General features: G+C 62.6%; 15 protein-coding genes. 10 read left to right on the top strand and 5 right to left on the bottom strand.

Features of this window, described 5'->3' with window-relative positions; translation table 11 throughout:
- Positions 1-113 precede the first annotated feature (113 nt).
- From RAZWK3B_RS01345 to yaaA, 3 genes are all read left to right on the top strand, one after another.
- Positions 114-401, top strand: a complete 288-nt coding sequence (locus tag RAZWK3B_RS01345) for a YggT family protein (RefSeq protein WP_007811507.1) — start codon at positions 114-116, stop codon at positions 399-401.
- Between the two features lie 74 nt (positions 402-475).
- Positions 476-2,515, top strand: coding sequence for a DNA helicase RecQ (recQ, locus tag RAZWK3B_RS01340; protein WP_007811505.1), 2,040 nt, complete (start codon positions 476-478; stop codon positions 2,513-2,515).
- A gap of 33 nt (positions 2,516-2,548) precedes the next feature.
- On the top strand, positions 2,549-3,310 hold the full coding sequence (yaaA, locus tag RAZWK3B_RS01335) for a peroxide stress protein YaaA (RefSeq protein WP_007811497.1): 762 nt from the start codon (positions 2,549-2,551) through the stop codon (positions 3,308-3,310).
- A gap of 84 nt (positions 3,311-3,394) precedes the next feature.
- On the opposite strand, the gene RAZWK3B_RS01330 is transcribed toward yaaA, so the two are convergent.
- From RAZWK3B_RS01330 to RAZWK3B_RS01315, 4 genes are all read right to left on the bottom strand, one after another.
- Positions 3,395-5,581 (bottom strand): response regulator, encoded by a 2,187-nt coding sequence (locus RAZWK3B_RS01330; RefSeq protein WP_007811495.1) that lies wholly within the window; start codon positions 5,579-5,581, stop codon positions 3,395-3,397.
- Positions 5,582-5,660: 79 nt separating this feature from the next.
- Positions 5,661-6,836: an acetyl-CoA C-acyltransferase family protein gene (locus tag RAZWK3B_RS01325; RefSeq protein WP_007811493.1), complete on the bottom strand. Its 1,176-nt coding sequence runs from the start codon at positions 6,834-6,836 to the stop codon at positions 5,661-5,663.
- 295 nt (positions 6,837-7,131) lie between these two features.
- Complete coding sequence (gene serA, locus RAZWK3B_RS01320; RefSeq protein WP_007811492.1) at positions 7,132-8,727, bottom strand: phosphoglycerate dehydrogenase; 1,596 nt, start codon at positions 8,725-8,727, stop codon at positions 7,132-7,134.
- A gap of 75 nt (positions 8,728-8,802) precedes the next feature.
- Positions 8,803-9,957, bottom strand: a complete 1,155-nt coding sequence (locus RAZWK3B_RS01315) for a phosphoserine transaminase (RefSeq protein WP_007811490.1) — start codon at positions 9,955-9,957, stop codon at positions 8,803-8,805.
- A 728-nt stretch (positions 9,958-10,685) separates the two neighbouring features.
- On the opposite strand from RAZWK3B_RS01315, the gene RAZWK3B_RS20960 reads away from it, so the two are divergent.
- From RAZWK3B_RS20960 to RAZWK3B_RS01295, 5 genes are all read left to right on the top strand, one after another.
- Positions 10,686-10,859 (top strand): hypothetical protein, encoded by a 174-nt coding sequence (locus tag RAZWK3B_RS20960; RefSeq protein ID WP_007811486.1) that lies wholly within the window; start codon positions 10,686-10,688, stop codon positions 10,857-10,859.
- Between the two features lie 70 nt (positions 10,860-10,929).
- Positions 10,930-11,925 (top strand): fatty acid desaturase, encoded by a 996-nt coding sequence (locus tag RAZWK3B_RS01310; RefSeq protein WP_007811484.1) that lies wholly within the window; start codon positions 10,930-10,932, stop codon positions 11,923-11,925.
- A 55-nt stretch (positions 11,926-11,980) separates the two neighbouring features.
- Entirely contained in the window at positions 11,981-12,976 is a 996-nt protein-coding gene (locus RAZWK3B_RS01305) for a flavin monoamine oxidase family protein (protein WP_007811476.1), read from the top strand.
- A gap of 85 nt (positions 12,977-13,061) precedes the next feature.
- The gene (gene serB / locus RAZWK3B_RS01300) at positions 13,062-13,934 is read left to right on the top strand and encodes a phosphoserine phosphatase SerB (RefSeq protein WP_037294933.1); all 873 of its coding nucleotides are present in this window, start codon (positions 13,062-13,064) and stop codon (positions 13,932-13,934) included.
- A gap of 76 nt (positions 13,935-14,010) precedes the next feature.
- On the top strand, positions 14,011-14,793 hold the full coding sequence (locus tag RAZWK3B_RS01295) for an ion transporter (RefSeq protein WP_007811472.1): 783 nt from the start codon (positions 14,011-14,013) through the stop codon (positions 14,791-14,793).
- A gap of 13 nt (positions 14,794-14,806) precedes the next feature.
- Here RAZWK3B_RS01295 and RAZWK3B_RS01290 read toward each other — a convergent pair whose 3' ends face one another.
- On the bottom strand, positions 14,807-15,736 hold the full coding sequence (locus tag RAZWK3B_RS01290) for an ABC transporter ATP-binding protein (RefSeq protein ID WP_007811471.1): 930 nt from the start codon (positions 15,734-15,736) through the stop codon (positions 14,807-14,809).
- A 75-nt stretch (positions 15,737-15,811) separates the two neighbouring features.
- Between RAZWK3B_RS01290 and RAZWK3B_RS01285 the strand changes: the two genes are divergently transcribed.
- On the top strand, positions 15,812-16,000 hold the full coding sequence (locus RAZWK3B_RS01285; RefSeq protein ID WP_007811470.1) for a zinc-finger domain-containing protein: 189 nt from the start codon (positions 15,812-15,814) through the stop codon (positions 15,998-16,000).
- Between the two features lie 16 nt (positions 16,001-16,016).
- Positions 16,017-16,736 (top strand): DsbA family protein, encoded by a 720-nt coding sequence (locus RAZWK3B_RS01280; RefSeq protein ID WP_007811469.1) that lies wholly within the window; start codon positions 16,017-16,019, stop codon positions 16,734-16,736.
- Positions 16,737-16,851 lie beyond the last annotated feature (115 nt).

The following is a 16,851-nucleotide window of genomic DNA, read 5'->3' as shown; positions in this document are numbered from 1 at the left end:
TGCCGGGTTTTCTGCCCGCGGCACGGCGGCGTCAACCGCAACCCGGCGTCAGGCTTGCGCTTTGTCGCTGGCGCGCTTAGGTCTTGGGCGTTTCGCGGTTGAAGGACACGCCTATGCAATCCCTGTTTCAGATCCTCATGCTCCTGCTTGATGTGCTTTGGTTCTTCATCATTGCGCATGTCGTGATGAGCTGGCTGATAAACTTCCAGGTGCTGAACCTGCATCAGCAATTCGTGGCGCAGATCTGGTACATGCTCAACCGCATCCTCGAGCCGATCTATGGCCCGATCCGGCGGATCCTGCCATCCATGTCCGGTATCGATCTGGCGCCGCTCGTGGCCTTGATCGCGGTCTATGCAATCCGCATCATCTTGATGAACAATGTGGCGGCCTTTTACTGACCAGCCTCTTGTTCCGCGATTCCGAGTGTGAAAAAGTCCTGCCAAGAGCATAGTAAAAGACAGACAGGACTTTCATGCCGGGCGCGACCACGCTTTTGCGCGACATCTTTGGGTTTGATGCGTTCCGCCCCGGGCAGGAAGACATCGTCGATGCTGTGGCACAGGGCCAAAACGTGCTGGCCATCATGCCGACGGGTGGTGGTAAATCCCTTTGTTTCCAACTGCCCGCTCTGATGCGCGAGGGTGTGACGGTGGTGATTTCACCGCTGATTGCACTGATGCGGGATCAGGTTCGCGCGCTGCGCGAGGTCGGGGTAGAGGCTGGCGCGCTGACGTCGGGCAACACCGAAGAGGAAACCGCCTCCGTCTGGGACGCCTTGGACAACGGGCGGCTCAAGCTTCTCTATATCGCGCCGGAACGACTTGCGACCGGATCGTCCATGACCATGTTGCGGCGCATCGGTGTCAGCCTGATCGCCGTGGATGAAGCCCATTGCGTCAGCCAGTGGGGCCATGATTTCAGGCCGGATTATCTGCGCATAGGGGAATTGCGACGGGCGCTCGGCGTGCCGCTGGCCGCCTTCACCGCCACGGCTGATGCCGAAACCCGCGCCGAGATCGTCGAAAAGCTTTTTGATGGTCAACCGCCCCAAACCTTCCTGCGTGGTTTCGACCGGCCCAATATCCATCTCGCCTTCAGCCCCAAGGACAGCCCTCGCCGGCAGATCATGGATTTTGCCGAAGCGCGCAAAGGGCAGTCCGGCATCATTTATTGCGGAACGCGCGCCCGCACCGAAAGCCTGTCCAAGGCCTTGTGTGACGGTGGCCACAATGCGTGCCATTATCACGGTGGCATGGACCCCGAAGGCCGGCGCGAGGTCGAGACCCGGTTCAACACCGAGGACGGGTTGATCGTGGTTGCAACGGTGGCCTTCGGCATGGGCGTGGACAAGCCCGATATCCGTTGGGTTGCCCATGCCGATCTGCCGAAGTCGATCGAAGCTTATTATCAGGAAATCGGCCGCGCCGGTCGTGACGGGGCGCCAGCGGAAACCCTGACCTTGTTCGGTCCTGACGATATCCGCCTGCGCCGATCCCAGATCGACGAGGGGCTTGCCCCGCCCGAGCGCCGCATGGCGGATCACGGCAGGCTGAACGCGCTTCTGGGGCTGGCCGAGGCATTGGAATGCCGCCGCGCCAATCTCTTGCGCTATTTCGGCGAAGAGGCGACTGCCTGTGGCAATTGCGATCTTTGCGACACGCCGCCTGATACGTTCGACGGCACCGAGGCCGTGCGCAAGGCGCTATCGGCCATATTGCGGACCGATGAACGGTTCGGCGCGGGGCATCTGATCGATATCCTGACGGGCAATGCGACCGACAAGGTCTCCCAAAGGGGTCACGACCAGTTGCCCACATTCGGTGTGGGGCGCGACATCGACAGGCGGGGCTGGCAGGGTGTGTTCCGGCAAATGATGGGGCATGATCTGGTGCGTCCCGACCCCGAGCGTCACGGCGCGCTGCGCATGACCGAGGCCGCGCGGCCGATCCTGCGCGACGAACAGCCGATCACCCTGCGCCGCGACACGCTGATCTCCAAATCGAACCGCCCGGCGGTGCGCGCGCTCGTATCGGACGAGGATGCACCTTTGCTGTCGGCGCTCAAGGCCAAACGCCGGGCGCTGGCCGAGGCTGCAAAGGTGCCTGCCTATGTGGTGTTCGCCGATCGCACCCTCATCGAGATGGCCGAGACCCGCCCTGCGACGCTGGATCAGATGGCGCGGATCAACGGCGTCGGTGCCAAGAAACTGGAACGCTATGGCGATGCCTTCCTGTCGATCATCAATGGCGAGGCGGAGGCGTTGCACCCCACGCGGCGCAAGCTGGCGGGGCGCGCGGCGGGGTCGCTGTACGATCAGCTTCTCGAAGTGCAGGCCGATCTTGCGCGCGGCGAGGGCGGCATCGACAAGCCGCTGAGTTGTTCGGCCTCGCTTCTGGCGCGGGTCGCTTCGAGCCGGCCGCGTGATCTGGGCGAGTTGACCCGTATCCTGGGCGAACGGCGGGCCGAAAGGTTTGGCCCGGCATTTCTGGACGTTCTGCACACGGCGGACTAAATCCTGACCAACTCATAGTAAGGGACTTTTCACATGCTGGTTGTCGTTTCCCCCGCCAAGAAGATGGACATGGACCCGGTGGAGGGGATCACCCCCACACGCCCGATGTTTCGCGCCGAGGCGGATGAGCTGGCCGGTGTGGCGCAGGGCCTTTCGGTGGATGCGTTGCAAAAGCTGATGAAGATCAGCGAGAACCTTGCCAAGCTGAACCGGGACAGGTTCAGCGATTTCGGCTCGATGGCGGAAAAGCCCGCGGCGCTGGCCTTTGCCGGTGACACGTATCAGGGGCTTGAGGCAACGTCGCTGGAACCTGAGGAAATGGCTTGGGCGCAGGATCATTTCCGCATTCTGTCGGGGCTATATGGCCTGCTTCGGCCTCTGGACGCGATCGAGCCTTACCGGCTGGAAATGGGCAGCCGCCTGAGCACCGCCAAAGGCAAGACGCTGTATGAGTATTGGGGCGACAAGATTTCCCGCGCCCTCAATGAACAGGCGGACCAGATCGGCGCCGAGGTTCTGGTCAATTGCGCCAGTCAGGAATATTTCGGCGCGGTCGATCCAGCGGCGCTCAAGTTGCGGGTGGTGACGCCGGTGTTCATGGAGGACAAGCCGGGTGGCCCCAAGATCGTCAGCTTCTACGCCAAAAGGGCGCGCGGGGCGATGGCGCGGTATATCATCCAGCGCCGGTTGACCGATGCCGAGGCCCTGGCCGAGTTCGACACCGGCGGCTATCGCTATCGGCCCGATATGTCCGAGCCTGACAAACCCGTATTCGTGCGCGCCGAGAGCGCCTAAAGCGTTTCGCCTTTAACCTGAGGCATCAGCTAAAGGCGAAACGCGCGCAACGATTGAACAGAGCCCCGCATTTCGCGAAACGCTTCAGGCGCTGGCCGCTTGCTGCTCTGGAGGAGCGCAGATCGCGGCGCACGGATCCAGGGCACGCTCTGGCAGTGCCGTGAGAATGTGTTCGATGATGGCATCCTTTCGCAGAGGTTTTGTCATGTAGTGGTCCAGTCCGGCCGACAGGATCTCGGTTTTGTCGCTGCCAAGGGCATGGGCCGTCATGGCGATGATCGGGACATGGCGCCCGGTGCTCTTTTCGAGGGCGCGGATATGGGCGGTTGCCTCTTTCCCGTCCATGCCGGGCATCGAGATGTCCATGAACACGATATCGGGCCTGACTTCACCATAAAGATCGACCGCCTGTCGGCCATCTTCGGCAAAATGAAGCTCGATGTTGAGATCCTTGAGCATGGAGGAAAAGACCAGCCGGTTGGTCCGGTTGTCTTCGGCGGCAAGGACGCGCATCGGGCGCGCAGGCTCCGGGGGGGCTGCCTTGTGCAAGGCCGCAAGAAGATCGCTGCGGGTTGCGGGCTTTTGAAGAACCGCCGACAGCAAGGGTCTGGCGGGATCAACATAGGTGCCGCCTGCAAAGGGGCTGAGCAGGACGATCGGCACATCCTGCCCGGCTTCGCGCAGGGCTTCGGCCAGCTCCATACCGTCCATGCCGGGCATGTGATGCTCGCTCAGGATCAGATCGGTCGCGCCGCACAGTTCAAGCGCCTGCGCACCGCTTGAACAACCGCGCACGTCGAGGCCCACGGATGCCAGTTGTTTTTCAAGGATCGTGCGGCTGACATCCTGCGGATCCACGATCAGGACGCGGCGCAGGCTGTCGGGCAGGCGGAGCATGTCGGGGTCCAGACGCTCGTGCACGGGCAGGTTCAGTGAAATCCCAAAGGTGGAGCCACGCCCTTCTTCGGAGCCGATCCATATATCGCCCTGCATCATCGCGATCAGCTTGCGCGAGATCGCAAGGCCCAAGCCAGTGCCCTCGAACCGGCGGTTCTTGGCATCCTCGACCTGATTGAATTCGCCGAAGATATGCGCCTGTTTGTCGGGCGCGATGCCGATGCCGGTATCTTCGACCGTGATGCGCAGATGCGCGATCGCGTCTGCATGCTCCGGGCTTTCGGGCGCCGCTGCGGGCATACCGACAACGCGGACAAGCACATGACCCTTTTCGGTGAATTTGACCGCATTGCCGATCAGGTTGGTCAAAACCTGCCGGATGCGCCCCGGATCGCCGTGAAACCGGGTCGGCAGGAACATGTCGTAATCCACCAGAAGCTCGAGCTCCTTGTCGCGCGCATTGGGTTGCAACAGCATCACCAGTTCATGCACCGTGCGTTCGAGATCGAAAGGTTCCTCGTGCAGATGCAGTTTCTCTGCTTCGATCTTGGAGTAATCCAGAACGTCGTTGATGATGACCAAAAGCGCCTCGCCGGATTTGCGGATCGTGTTGGCGTAGAGATTCTGTTCCTCGGTCAGGTCGGTATCCATGAGCAGTTCGGCCATGCCCACAACGCCGTTCATCGGTGTGCGGATCTCATGGCTCATGTTGGCAAGAAACGAGGACTTGGCATGATTTGCCGCCTCGGCACGGCGGCGGGCATCTTGCAACTCCTTTTCGCGCAGGATCGTTTCGGTGATGTCCAGCGCAAGGCTGACCACGTCCCCGCCTTGACCGCGTTCGTCGATCAGCTTGATATAGGCGCCATTCCAGAGGCGGATCACCTCGGGTTCGGGGGCGTTGCCCTGCCAGCGGTCAAGCATCCGCTCGCGCCATTGGGCGGGCGGGGTGTTTCCGATGTTGACGATGCCCTCTTCGGTCAGGAATTGCAGGATTTCGATATAGCTGATGCCGGGCTTGACGGCTTCGAGCCCATCGAACACCGCCAGCCATGAATCATTGGCCGCGATCATCCGGCTGTCGGCGTCGAAAAAGGCAAAGCCGTCGCGGATCGTCTGGATCGAGTGCCAAAGCCGGCGTTCGGCGATTTCGACCTTCTGTTTGGCGGCGGTCAGGTCGGATTTGACGCGCAGGTTTTCATTGCGGACGGTTTCAACCTCGGCCCGCGTCTCGACTATCTGGTCGCTCAGGCGTTCCGCATGCTTTCCCAGCTTGCGGTTGGCGGCCTGCAATTCCGCCTGTTTCTGTTCCAGCAACCGTTCGGCTGCCAGCCGTGCGCGCCGTTCTTCGGCAAGTTTGTTGGCAAGGCTCATGCCCTGTCCTCCGACAGCCCTGTCCCGGGAATGCCGTCAGACTCCGCGATTAAAGTGAACAACCCCTTAAGGCAACGCGTCAGAGCCGTTCGAAAGCCAATGCAATGCCCTGTCCGCCACCGATGCACATGGTCACCAGCGCACGCTTGCCCCCGGTTCGTTGCAGCTCGTAAAGCGCCTTGATCGTGATGATCGCACCGGTGGCGCCGACCGGATGACCAAGTGCGATTGCCCCGCCATTGGGATTGACCCGGGCAGGGTCCAGCCCAAGCGCCTTGTTGACGGCCAGCGCCTGTGCGGCAAAGGCCTCGTTGGATTCGATGACATCGAAGTCATCCGCCGTAAGTCCGGTCTTTTGCAACAGTTTTTCCACGGCAGGCACCGGGCCGATGCCCATCACATCGGGGCGCACACCGGCATGGGCATAGCCCAGGATACGCGCCTTGGGCGAGAGGCCAGCCGCCTCGGCGGCGTCGGCGCGGGCGAGGATCATGGCGGCGGCCCCGTCGTTGATGCCGCTGGCATTTCCTGCGGTCACGGTGCCGTCCTTCTGGAAGGCGGGGCGCAGACCGGCAAGGGCTTCGGCGGTGGTGGGCTTGGGGTGCTCATCGGTGTCGAAAGACACGGTGTCGCGGCGGATCTTGACCTCGACCGGGACAATCTGATCCTTGAAATACCCGGCCTCCATGGCGGTGGCGGCGCGACGCTGGCTTTCGAGGGCGAAGGCATCCTGTGCGGCGCGGTCGATGCCATGCTCGGCGGCGACATTTTCGGCTGTGATGCCCATATGGCCGGTTCCGAACGGGCAGTTGAGGGCACCCAGCATCATGTCGAGCGTGCGCACATCCCCCATCTTGGCGCCCCATCGCTGGTCAGGGATGATGAAGGGTGAGCGGCTCATGCTTTCGGCGCCGCCCGCCAGCGCAAAATCGGCATCCCCCAGCATCAGGGATTGCACTGCTGAAACAATAGCTTGCGCGCCCGACCCACAGAGCCGGTTGACGTTCATCGCGGGTGTGGTGTCGGGGATGCCAGCGGTCATGGCGGCGACCCGGCTGAGATACATGTCCTTGGGTTCGGTATTGATGACATGGCCGAAAACGACATGGCCGATCTGTTCGGGTGAGACACCGGATCGCTGCATCGCTGCGGTGGCGACGGCGGCGCCAAGCTGGGCGGGGGGTGTGGCCGCGAGCGCGCCGCCGAAGGTGCCGATGGCGGTGCGTGCGCCGTCCAGAATAACGATATCGGTCATGGCGTGGTCCCTTTGTGACATGCGTTGCAGCAAGGTAGCGGGGCAGGGGGGTGGAGTGCAATGCGGACGTGCCGTCACATGATGCAGAGGGGGTGGGCCGCGAATCGGGTTAATGTACTGAAAAGGTAAGTAAATACGAGTTCGGCATGACGTCGGTATAACGTCGGTATCGCGTCGGTGCGGTATCGGTAAAAAGCTGGGGTTAACGCGGCGAGCGGTGCAGGGGGCGCTGCAAAGGAAAACGGCCCGGGCACGCGATGGTGACCGGGCCGCTTGGGCGTCAGTGTGCCACAGGTTAAGCCACGTCGAATTGCAGCGCGCGAACCTGTTGGAACTTGCCGGTGGCTTCCAGCTTCTTGATGACTGCAGTTTCGATCGGGGCATCGACATAGAGCAGCGCGATCGCCTCGCCGCCTGCGTTCGAGCGGCCGAGGGTGAAGTTGGCGATGTTCACGCCGTTTTCACCCATCGTCTGACCGAGCGTGCCGATGATGCCGGGCTCGTCATTGTTGGTGGTATAGAGCATGTGGCGTCCGATCTCGGCGTCGATATTGATACCCTTGATCTGGATGAAACGCGGTTTGCCATCGCTGAATACCGTGCCGCCAATGGAGCGTTCGCGCTTGTCGGTCACGACCGTCAGCTTGATATAGCCTTCGAACGCGCCAGATTTGTCCTGTTTGGTGGTGCTGATCTTGACGCCGCGTTCCTTGGCCACAACAGGCGCGGAGACCATGTTCACCTCGGGATTGACCGATTTCATGATCCCGGCGATGGCCGAGCAGGTCAGTGCCTCAAGGTTCATGTTGGACACGACACCGTCATAGAGGATGTTGATCGCCTTGATCGGCTCGTCTGTCATCTGGCCGATAAAATTGCCCAGATGATCCGACAGCTTGATCCACGGGCCCATGACCTTGGCCTCTTCGGCGGTGACCGACGGCATGTTGAGCGCGTTGCTCACCGCACCGGTCAGAAGATAGTCCGACATCTGCTCGGCCACCTGCAGCGCCACGTTTTCCTGTGCCTCGGTGGTGGCGGCCCCCAGATGCGGTGTGCAAACCACGTTGGGCAGGCCGAACAGCGGGTTTTCCGTGGCCGGCTCCACCGCGAACACGTCAAAGCCCGCACCGGCGACATGGCCGGATGTCAGCAGATCGGCCAGCGCCTGCTCATCGACCAGCCCGCCGCGGGCGCAGTTGATGACCCGCACGCCCTTCTTGGTCTTTTCAAGGTTTTCGCGGCTCAGGATATTGCGGGTCTGATCGGTCAGCGGCACATGCAGGGTGATGAAGTCGGCACGCTTGAGCAGCTCGTCCAGCTCGACCTTTTCGATACCCATCTTGTCGGCCTTTTCCTGACCGAGGAAGGGGTCATAGGCCACCACCTTCATCTTGAGACCACGGGCGCGGTCGCAGACGATGCCGCCGATATTGCCCGCGCCGATCACGCCGAGCGTCTTGCCGGTCAACTCGACACCCATGAACTTGGATTTTTCCCATTTGCCTGCCTGGGTCGAGGCGCTGGCCTCGGGGATCTGGCGGGCCACGGCGAACATCATGGCGATGGCATGTTCGGCGGTGGTGATCATGTTGCCAAAGGGCGTGTTCATGACGATCACGCCTTTTTTCGAGGCGGCGTCCTTGTCGATATTGTCGGTGCCGATCCCGGCGCGGCCGATCACCTTGAGATTGTCGGCGGCTTCAAGGATCTTGTCGGTCACCTTGGTGGCCGAGCGAATGGCGAGACCGTCATACTGGCCGATCACCTCGCGCAGCTTGTCCTTGTCCTTGCCCAGATCGGGCATGAAATCCACGTCGATGCCGCGATCACGGAAGATCTGCACGGCGGTTTCAGAGAGTTTGTCGGAGACGAGCACCTTGCGAGCCATTTTCGTGGTCCTTGTGAGAAATGGGGGAGGGGCGGGGCCACTGCGGGCCCCGATATTCTTGCAGGATTGTGGGGATCAGGCCGCTTGTGACAGCGCCTCGATCTCGGCCTCGAAGGCCCATTTGATCCACGGCATCAGGGCCGCCACATCAGTGGCCTCGACCGTGCCGCCGCACCAGATGCGCAGACCCGGAGGGGCGTCGCGATAGGCGCCGATGTCATAGGCCACGCCTTCGGCGTCGAGACGCTTGACCACCGCCTTGGCAAAGGCCGCGCCGTCGGTGATCCGGTCGTCGGTGAACTTGAGGCAGACGCTGGTGTTCGAGCGGTATGCGGGATCGTTGACGAGGAACGCGATCCAGTCGTTTTCCGCAACGAAGCTCTGCACCGTGGCGAGGTTCAGGTTGGCCCGGTCGCGCAGGCCGTTCAGCCCACCCTCGGAGCGCGCCCAGTCCAGCGCCAGCAGGTAATCTTCGACCGCCAGCATGGAGGGGGTGTTGATCGTCTCGCCGATGAAAATCCCCTCGATCAGCTTGCCACCCTTGGTGAGGCGGAAGATCTTGGGCAGGGGCCAGGGCGGCGTATAGCTTTCCAGGCGTTCGACGGCACGGGGGCTGAGCACGATCATGCCATGCGCCGCCTCGCCGCCCAGAACCTTCTGCCAGGAGAAGGTGGTCACATCCAGCTTGTCCCAGGGCAGGTCCTGCGCGAAGGCCGCCGAGGTGGCATCGCAGATCGTCAGACCCGCACGGTCGGACTTGATCCAGTCGCCATTCGGCACGCGCGCGCCGCTGGTGGTGCCGTTCCATGTGAACACGACGTCATTGTCGGTATCGACCGTGGACAGGTCCACGATCTCGCCATAGGGGGCTTCCTTGACGACGGCGTCCAGCTTGAGCTGTTTGACCGCGTCGGTGACCCAGCCTGCGCCGAAGCTTTCCCAGGCGAGCATCTCGACCTTGCGGGCACCCAGCATGGTCCACATCGCCATTTCCACGGCGCCGGTATCCGAGGCGGGCACGATGCCGATGCGGTAATCGTCGGGGATGCCGAGGATCTCGCGGGTGCCGTCGATGGCGGCCTTCAGCTTGGCCTTGCCCACGGCGGCGCGATGGCTGCGGCCCAAGGGAGCGTCAGCCAGTTTGGAGAGATCGAATGCGGGGGGTTTGGCACAGGGGCCAGAGGAAAAACGCGGGTTTGCCGGCCGCGTTGCCGGATATTGCGTAGCCATTGATGCTATCCTTCCAGATAAGCGCCCCTCGTTGGGGAGGGGTGTCCCGCCGCCGGGAATATGTCCAAGCCGCGACCTGTGCAAGAGCAGAAATGACGCAGAGCGGCGTTTCGGTGACAAAATGCGACGCGAGTATCCATCATCGGAAACTTCAGGCGGTCGGGCGGGTGGCGTTTGCCTTTTGCACAGGGGATGCGCGACGGGTGAATGTGACGAGAACGGTGAATGGCGCGGTGTTCTGCGCGAAAATCACCAAGGTTAATTGGTGGTGCAAAAGGGGTGATTGCACGTCTGGTCATTGCGTCGGAGCCAAGGAAGACTTAAATGGCGCGACAAGCGCATGCGACAGGATCCGTCTTTCGAGTTTGCGTTGCGCCCCTGTTTGACGCCGGGGCAAGCGACTGACACGTGAACGCGGAAAGAATGATGGACATATCCTGCAGACGCCTGGTGCGCCTTGTGGCTTTCCTGAATGAAGGCAGAGGCGATGCCAAGACCCACAACCGGGCCGGTTGCAACGTGATCCTGCATGTGTGGGCCGCCTTATGAGCCAAATTGACCGTTCCCGCAGGCGGACCGCCCGACATATTTGCCGACATCGCTTCGGACATGGGGTCCGTGCGGACGGCGCCCTTGACTTGATCTTTGGCCAAACAGGAGCTTGAACGATGACGAAACCGTCACAGCCACGGCCGTTTAGCGGGGTGAAACCCCGAGCAGAAACCGCGATGGAAAAAACCACGCGCGCCGCGAACGAGATCATCGAAGAACAGAACGCCACCAAGGACCGCAAGACCGCGCAATTGCGCGAGGCGCGGCTTGAACGCGACGCGCAGGCCAAGCTTGACTCCGAACCGACGAAACCCAAGCCGCCTGCCAAGAAATCCACCGGGAAAGCCTGAGCCGTGTGCCACGCGACGGGTCGTCGACCTTCTCCCTTCTTTCTGACAATCCCTGAGAAAAGGCATTCGCTTGCAACCTTCTGAATGGACCCGGATCCTCGCCAAGTATCGCGAACCGATCCTCTCTCGTAGTGTGTTTGAACTCAGCGTCACGATCCTGCCGTTCCTCGCCTTGTGGGCTTTGGCATGGTGGTCCCTGCAGATCAGCCCGTGGCTTGCCTTGGCGTTTGCGGTTTTGAATGCCGGTTTCCTGATGCGGCTATTCATGATCCAGCATGATTGCGGGCATGGCTCTTTTCTCAAGAACCGACAGGTGGGCGACTGGGTGGGCCGCGTGATCGGCGTTCTGACGCTGACGCCCTACGAAACATGGCGCCGGACCCATGCCATCCATCATTCGTCAACGGGCAATCTGGACCGTCGCGGGATCGGTGACGTGCCGACCCTGACGGTGCAGGAATACCGGGCCAAGGGCTTTCTGGGGCGGTTGGGCTATCGTGTTGTACGAAACCCCGTCTTTTTGTTCGGCATCGTACCGTTCTTCATGTTCTTCCTGCACAACCGGCTTCCGGTTGGCCTTATGCGGTCGGGCCGAAAATACTGGATCAGTGCGATGGGCACGAACCTGTCGATTGCGGTGCTGCTGACGGGACTGTTCTGGTTGGGCGGTTGGCAGGTGATCCTGTTCATCTACCTGCCGACAACGCTGCTGGCGGCAATGGCCGGCATGTGGCTGTTCTTCGTGCAGCACCAGTTCGAGGACACGATCTGGGATCAGGAGGCGGATTGGAACGTGCAGGAAGCCGCGCTGCATGGCAGTTCGTTCTATGACCTTCCCGGTGTCCTGCGCTGGATGACTGCAAATATCGGGATGCACCATGTGCATCACCTTGCCAGCCGCATTCCGTTCTACAGGCTGAGCGAAGTGCTGCGCGACCATGACATTCTGGCCCATACCCAACGTCTGACGTTGCGCGACAGCCTTGGTTGCGCGCGCTTGCACCTGTGGGACGAGAAAAGCCGCAAGCTGCTGTCGTTCTCGGATGCGCGGCTGTTGCCTGCGTGACGCTTGACATCATTGGGCCGGCGCCCGATTGGTCCGGCGTGATGGAGCATTTGGCGTGATATCGGAAACCGGGATCTGCATCGTCGGCGCGGGGCTTTCGGGCCTTGCTTTGGCGGCCAGTTTGCAAGCCGAGGGGCGGGATGTGACCGTGCTCGAGGCCCGCGACCGCGCCGGTGGCCGGGTGCTGTCGTGGCGCGGCTATGATCTTGGGCCAGCCTGGGTCTGGCCGCATAACCGCCGAATGCTGGCGCTTGCCGAGCGATTGGGCCTGCGCTGTTTTCCGCAATATGCTCAGGGCCGTCTGGTGTTCGAGGCAGGCGACGGGACCATTCGGCGCGATCTGGATTTCGCCACGATGGGCGGCGCGCTGCGTATCGAGGGCGGGCTGGCGCGGGTGACAGATGCCCTGGCGGGGCAACTGGGCGACCGGCTGGTGCTGGGGCAAGCTGTGCGCCGCGTGTCCGAGGATGCGGCGGGCGTGACCCTGAATTGTGACACCGCAGAGATCCGCGCCGGTCGGGCCGTGCTGGCCCTGCCCCCCCGTCTGATGACCGGGCTTGGCGTTGCGGTGCCCGATGCGCCGACATGGATGGCGGGCCATGCGAAGCTGGTTGCCACATATCCCACCGCCTTCTGGCGTGACACAGGGCTTAACGGCGACGCCATTTCCCATCGCGGGCCGCTGGCGGAAATTCATGACGCCTCGCTGGCCGAGGGCGGCGAGGGCGCGCTGTTTGGTTTCGCCCTTCCCGGCGCTGCGGGCCACCCCGGCTTTCAGGAGGCGGCACTGGCGCAGCTTGCGCGCCTGTTCGGGCCGGATGCCGCCACGCCGCGTGATGTGATCGTCAAGGACTGGAGCACAGACCCCGCCACCGCCACGCTGGCCGACCTGACCCCGCCCGCCGGTCATCCGGCCTACCGGGTGATTGCGCCGACCGCGCGGCTGGTCTTTGCCGGGACCGAGACATCGGCAGAAGATGGCGGCTTTCTTGAAGGGGCGCTGGCGGCGGCGGAAGCAGCTTATATGCGCCTTGGCCGGTCTGTCGCATGATCGGGGTCCGGCGCACGCGCCTCGACCCTAGAACCTTGGTCAAAGCTGCGCTATGGCACAGGCGCACAGCAACGCCGAGGTTTCCATGTTCATCGTCACCCTGATTGCGCCGGCAGGCGCGCTTGATCCTGCCCTTGTCGATGCGTTGCGCAATGCGTGGGGCGGCGGCGACGCACAGTGGCTCTCGCCCGATGAGGCGGCGGAATTCGCAGTGGCGGAAACTCCCGGCAATCGCTGGGACGTCTGGGCCGATCTGCAAAAGCAACGCGTCGATCTGGTGGTTCAGCCCGCCGAAACCCGCCGCAAGGCGATGCTGCTGGCGGATATGGACAGCACCATGATCCAGCAGGAATGCATCGACGAGCTGGCCGACATGGCCGGTGTCGGCGCCCATGTCAAAGAGATCACCGCCCGTGCGATGAACGGCGAGCTGGATTTCGAAGGCGCGTTGCTGGAGCGTGTAGCACTACTCGAGGGGTTGCAGGCCGATGTGATCGACCGGGTCCTTGCGGAGCGGATCACCTATATGCCGGGCGGGCGTGCACTTGTGGCGACCATGCGGGCGCACGGCGCGCATTGCGCCTTGGTGTCGGGCGGGTTCACCGCCTTCACCGCCAAGGTGGCTGCCGATCTTGGCTTTCACGAGAATCACGCCAATACTTTGCTGATCGCGGATGGCCTGCTGACCGGGGATGTGGCCCGTCCCATCCTTGGCCGCGAAGCCAAGGTGCAGGCGCTGCAGGACATCACCGCGCGGCTTGGCCTGACGTCGGCCGATGTGATCGCGGTTGGCGATGGGGCGAACGATCTGGGAATGCTGGGCCTTGCAGGCACGGGTGTCGCGCTGCATGCCAAGCCGTCGGTGGCGGCTGAGTGCGATATCCGGATCAATCACGGCGACCTGAGCGCGCTGCTTTACCTGCAAGGATATGCGCGCAGCGAATTTGCCGAAACATGATGGCACCTTGCGGCTTGCAGGTGATCGCGGGCTGCCCCATATCCTGCGCAAATGGGGACAGGTGGGTAACTAAGCCATGACAGTCAGACAAAAGGTCGGCGCCTTCATCGACCGGCGCGCGGTGCAGAACTTTATCCTCGGGGTGATCCTGTTCAATGCGGCCATTCTTGGCATGGAAACCTCGCCCGTCATCATGCAGGCGGCCGGTCCGCTGATTATCGTGCTGGATACGATCTGCCTGAGCATCTTCGTGATCGAGATCGCCGCCAAGCTGTTTGCCCGCGGCCCGATCGCGTTCTTCCGAAGCGGCTGGAACATCTTTGATTTCGTGATCGTCGCGATTTCACTCATCCCAAGTGGCCAGGGTCTCAGCGTGCTGCGGGCGCTGCGCATCCTGCGTCTGTTGCGGGTGCTGTCGGTCACGCCTTCGTTGCGCCGTGTGGTCGAAGGGCTTATGGCGGCGCTGCCCGGCATGGGATCGGTGTTCCTGCTGATGGGCATCATCTTCTATATCGCGTCGGTGATGGCCACGAAGCTGTTTGGTGCCACCTTCCCCGACTGGTTCGGCACGCTTGGCCTGTCGGCCTATTCGCTGTTTCAGATCATGACGCTGGAATCGTGGTCCATGGGCATCGTGCGCCCGGTGATGGAAGTCTATCCCCAAGCCTGGATGTTCTTCGTGCCCTTCATCCTTGTCACCACCTTTGCGGTGGTGAACCTTGTCGTCGGTCTTATCGTCAATTCGATGCAGGACGCCCACCATCAGGAAGACGCCGCAAAAACCGATACCTATCGCGACGAGGTGCTGCGCCGGCTTGACCGCATCGAAACCTCGATGACAGATCGCAAATCCGGCTGAGGGCGCGGCGCGCCTATCGCGACCGGGTGAGTTCCAGGAACACGTCCTGCAGGTCGGCCTGTTCGGTCTTGACGTCGCGAATGTGGATACCGGCATTGCGCACGGCTTCCAGCACGGCCTCGGCCGGGGTCTGGTGCGACTGGTAGCTCAGCGCAAGCGATCCGTCGGCGCGACGCTCCACCTCGATCCCCGGCGCCTCGGGCAAGGTGGTGACCTCGGTCTCGGGATGGATGATCATCGTTTTGGAATCGAGCCGGTCGAGCAGGTTGGCGGTGCTGTCGCGCGCCACCACCTGACCGGCATTGATGATGGCGATCTCGTCGCACATCTCTTCTGCTTCCTCCAGGTAGTGGGTGGTCAGGATCACGGTCATCCCCTGCTCATTCAGCCGCCTCACATTGGTCCAGAGCATCTGGCGCAACTCGATATCGACGCCCGCCGTCGGTTCGTCCAGCACAAGAACATGCGGGTTGTGCACCAATGCCTTGGCCAGAAGCAGCCGCCGCCGCATGCCCCCCGACAGGGTCCTTGCATAGGCTTCGGCCTTGTCTTCCAGCCCCACCAGCGCAAGGATCTCGTCGCTGCGCCGTTGTGACTTGGGCACGCCGTAAAGCCCCGCCTGCACCTCGAGTGCGGCGCGCGGCGTGAAGAAGGGATCAAGGTTCAGCTCCTGGGGCATCACCCCGATCGACGCGCGGCTCTGGCGCGGGTTCACATCCTGATCGAAGCCCCAGATCGTAACCTGGCCCGCGGTCTTGACGACAAGCCCGGCAAGGATGTTGATGAGGGTCGATTTACCCGCGCCGTTCGGCCCCAGCAGGCCAAAGACCGCGCCTGTCGGGATCTCCAGATCGACGCCCCGCAGGGCCGGTTTGGCCGGACTGCCCTTGCCGGCGGCATAGGTTTTTTCAAGACCTCGGATTTCGATGGCGTTCTCGCCCATGGCTGCCCTTGCCCCTGTCGTTCGGATCGCTCATATTCCGCACGTAGTGGAATTGCAGGCAAAAGGAAACGCCAGATGGTCACGCAGGCACCTGAAACCCGGATCGTCGACAGCTATCGCATCGCCTGTGATGGCGGCGAAGGCGCGTTGGGACATCCGCGTGTCTGGCTGTCGATTCCCCGCGACAAGGGCTTCGTCGAATGCCCCTATTGCGATTGCAAGTTCATCCACCGCGATTTCGAAGGTCAGGTCCCCGCTGCCTGACCGCCGCGATCTTCTGATGTCCGGCGCCGCGGCGCTCGGGCTGACCGGGCTTGGCTTTGCCGCTTGGCCCCGGCTCTCGGGTCTGCTCGCGCCGTCCTTCGCCTTCGAGCCGATCCCTGATCTGCCGGGGTTTCGCCGGATCGCCGGATCGCCCTCAGCACCCGCAGCGCTTGTCGGCATCGAGGATAGCCAGCGGACCGACAGCGCATGGTCCGGCCTGTCGACCTGCGAGCTTCTCTACACCGAAGCCCGCGCGCCCGGTGACATCCCGCTCGCCTATTTCTCGGATTACCGCTGCACCTTCTGCCGCCGCCTCAGCCCGCGGCTTGCCGATCTGGCGCAAACGCGTGGCGTCTCGCTCACCTGGCACGAACTGCCTCTGCTTGGCCCCGCCTCGCTGCAGGCTGCCCGCGCCGCCTTGGCCGCGCGTCGTCAGGGTGCCTATGCGGCGTTCCACACAAGGCTGATGGACAGCTCTTTCGTGCCCAACCCCGCCTTTCTGCGCCGGTTGGCGCAGGACGAAGGCATCGATCCCGACACGCTGATCGCCGACATGGACCATCCCGGCGTCAGCCGTCAGCTTGCCATCACGGCCGATCTTGCCCGGCGCTTCGGTTTTTTTGGCACGCCCGCTCTGGTGATCGGGCGCACGGCCTCGCTTGGGGCGATCCCCGATGCCCGGATCGACGCCCTGATCGCACTCGAACGCTCTGAGCCCGCGCCGGCCTGCGCCTGAGCCGCTGTTTCTTCTGGCTGAAAATATCCCGGGGGAGGCGTTGAAATCCCTCTTGGGGGATTTCGACGTCGGGGGCAGGGCCCCCATCCTGTCCTTCCCGCTGGAAGCGCGCGGC

It is taken from the genome of Roseobacter sp. AzwK-3b (genome assembly GCF_000170875.1).
GTDB lineage: Bacteria > Pseudomonadota > Alphaproteobacteria > Rhodobacterales > Rhodobacteraceae > Roseovarius > Roseovarius litoreus.
This window is presented reverse-complemented; position numbering and strand designations above follow the sequence as displayed.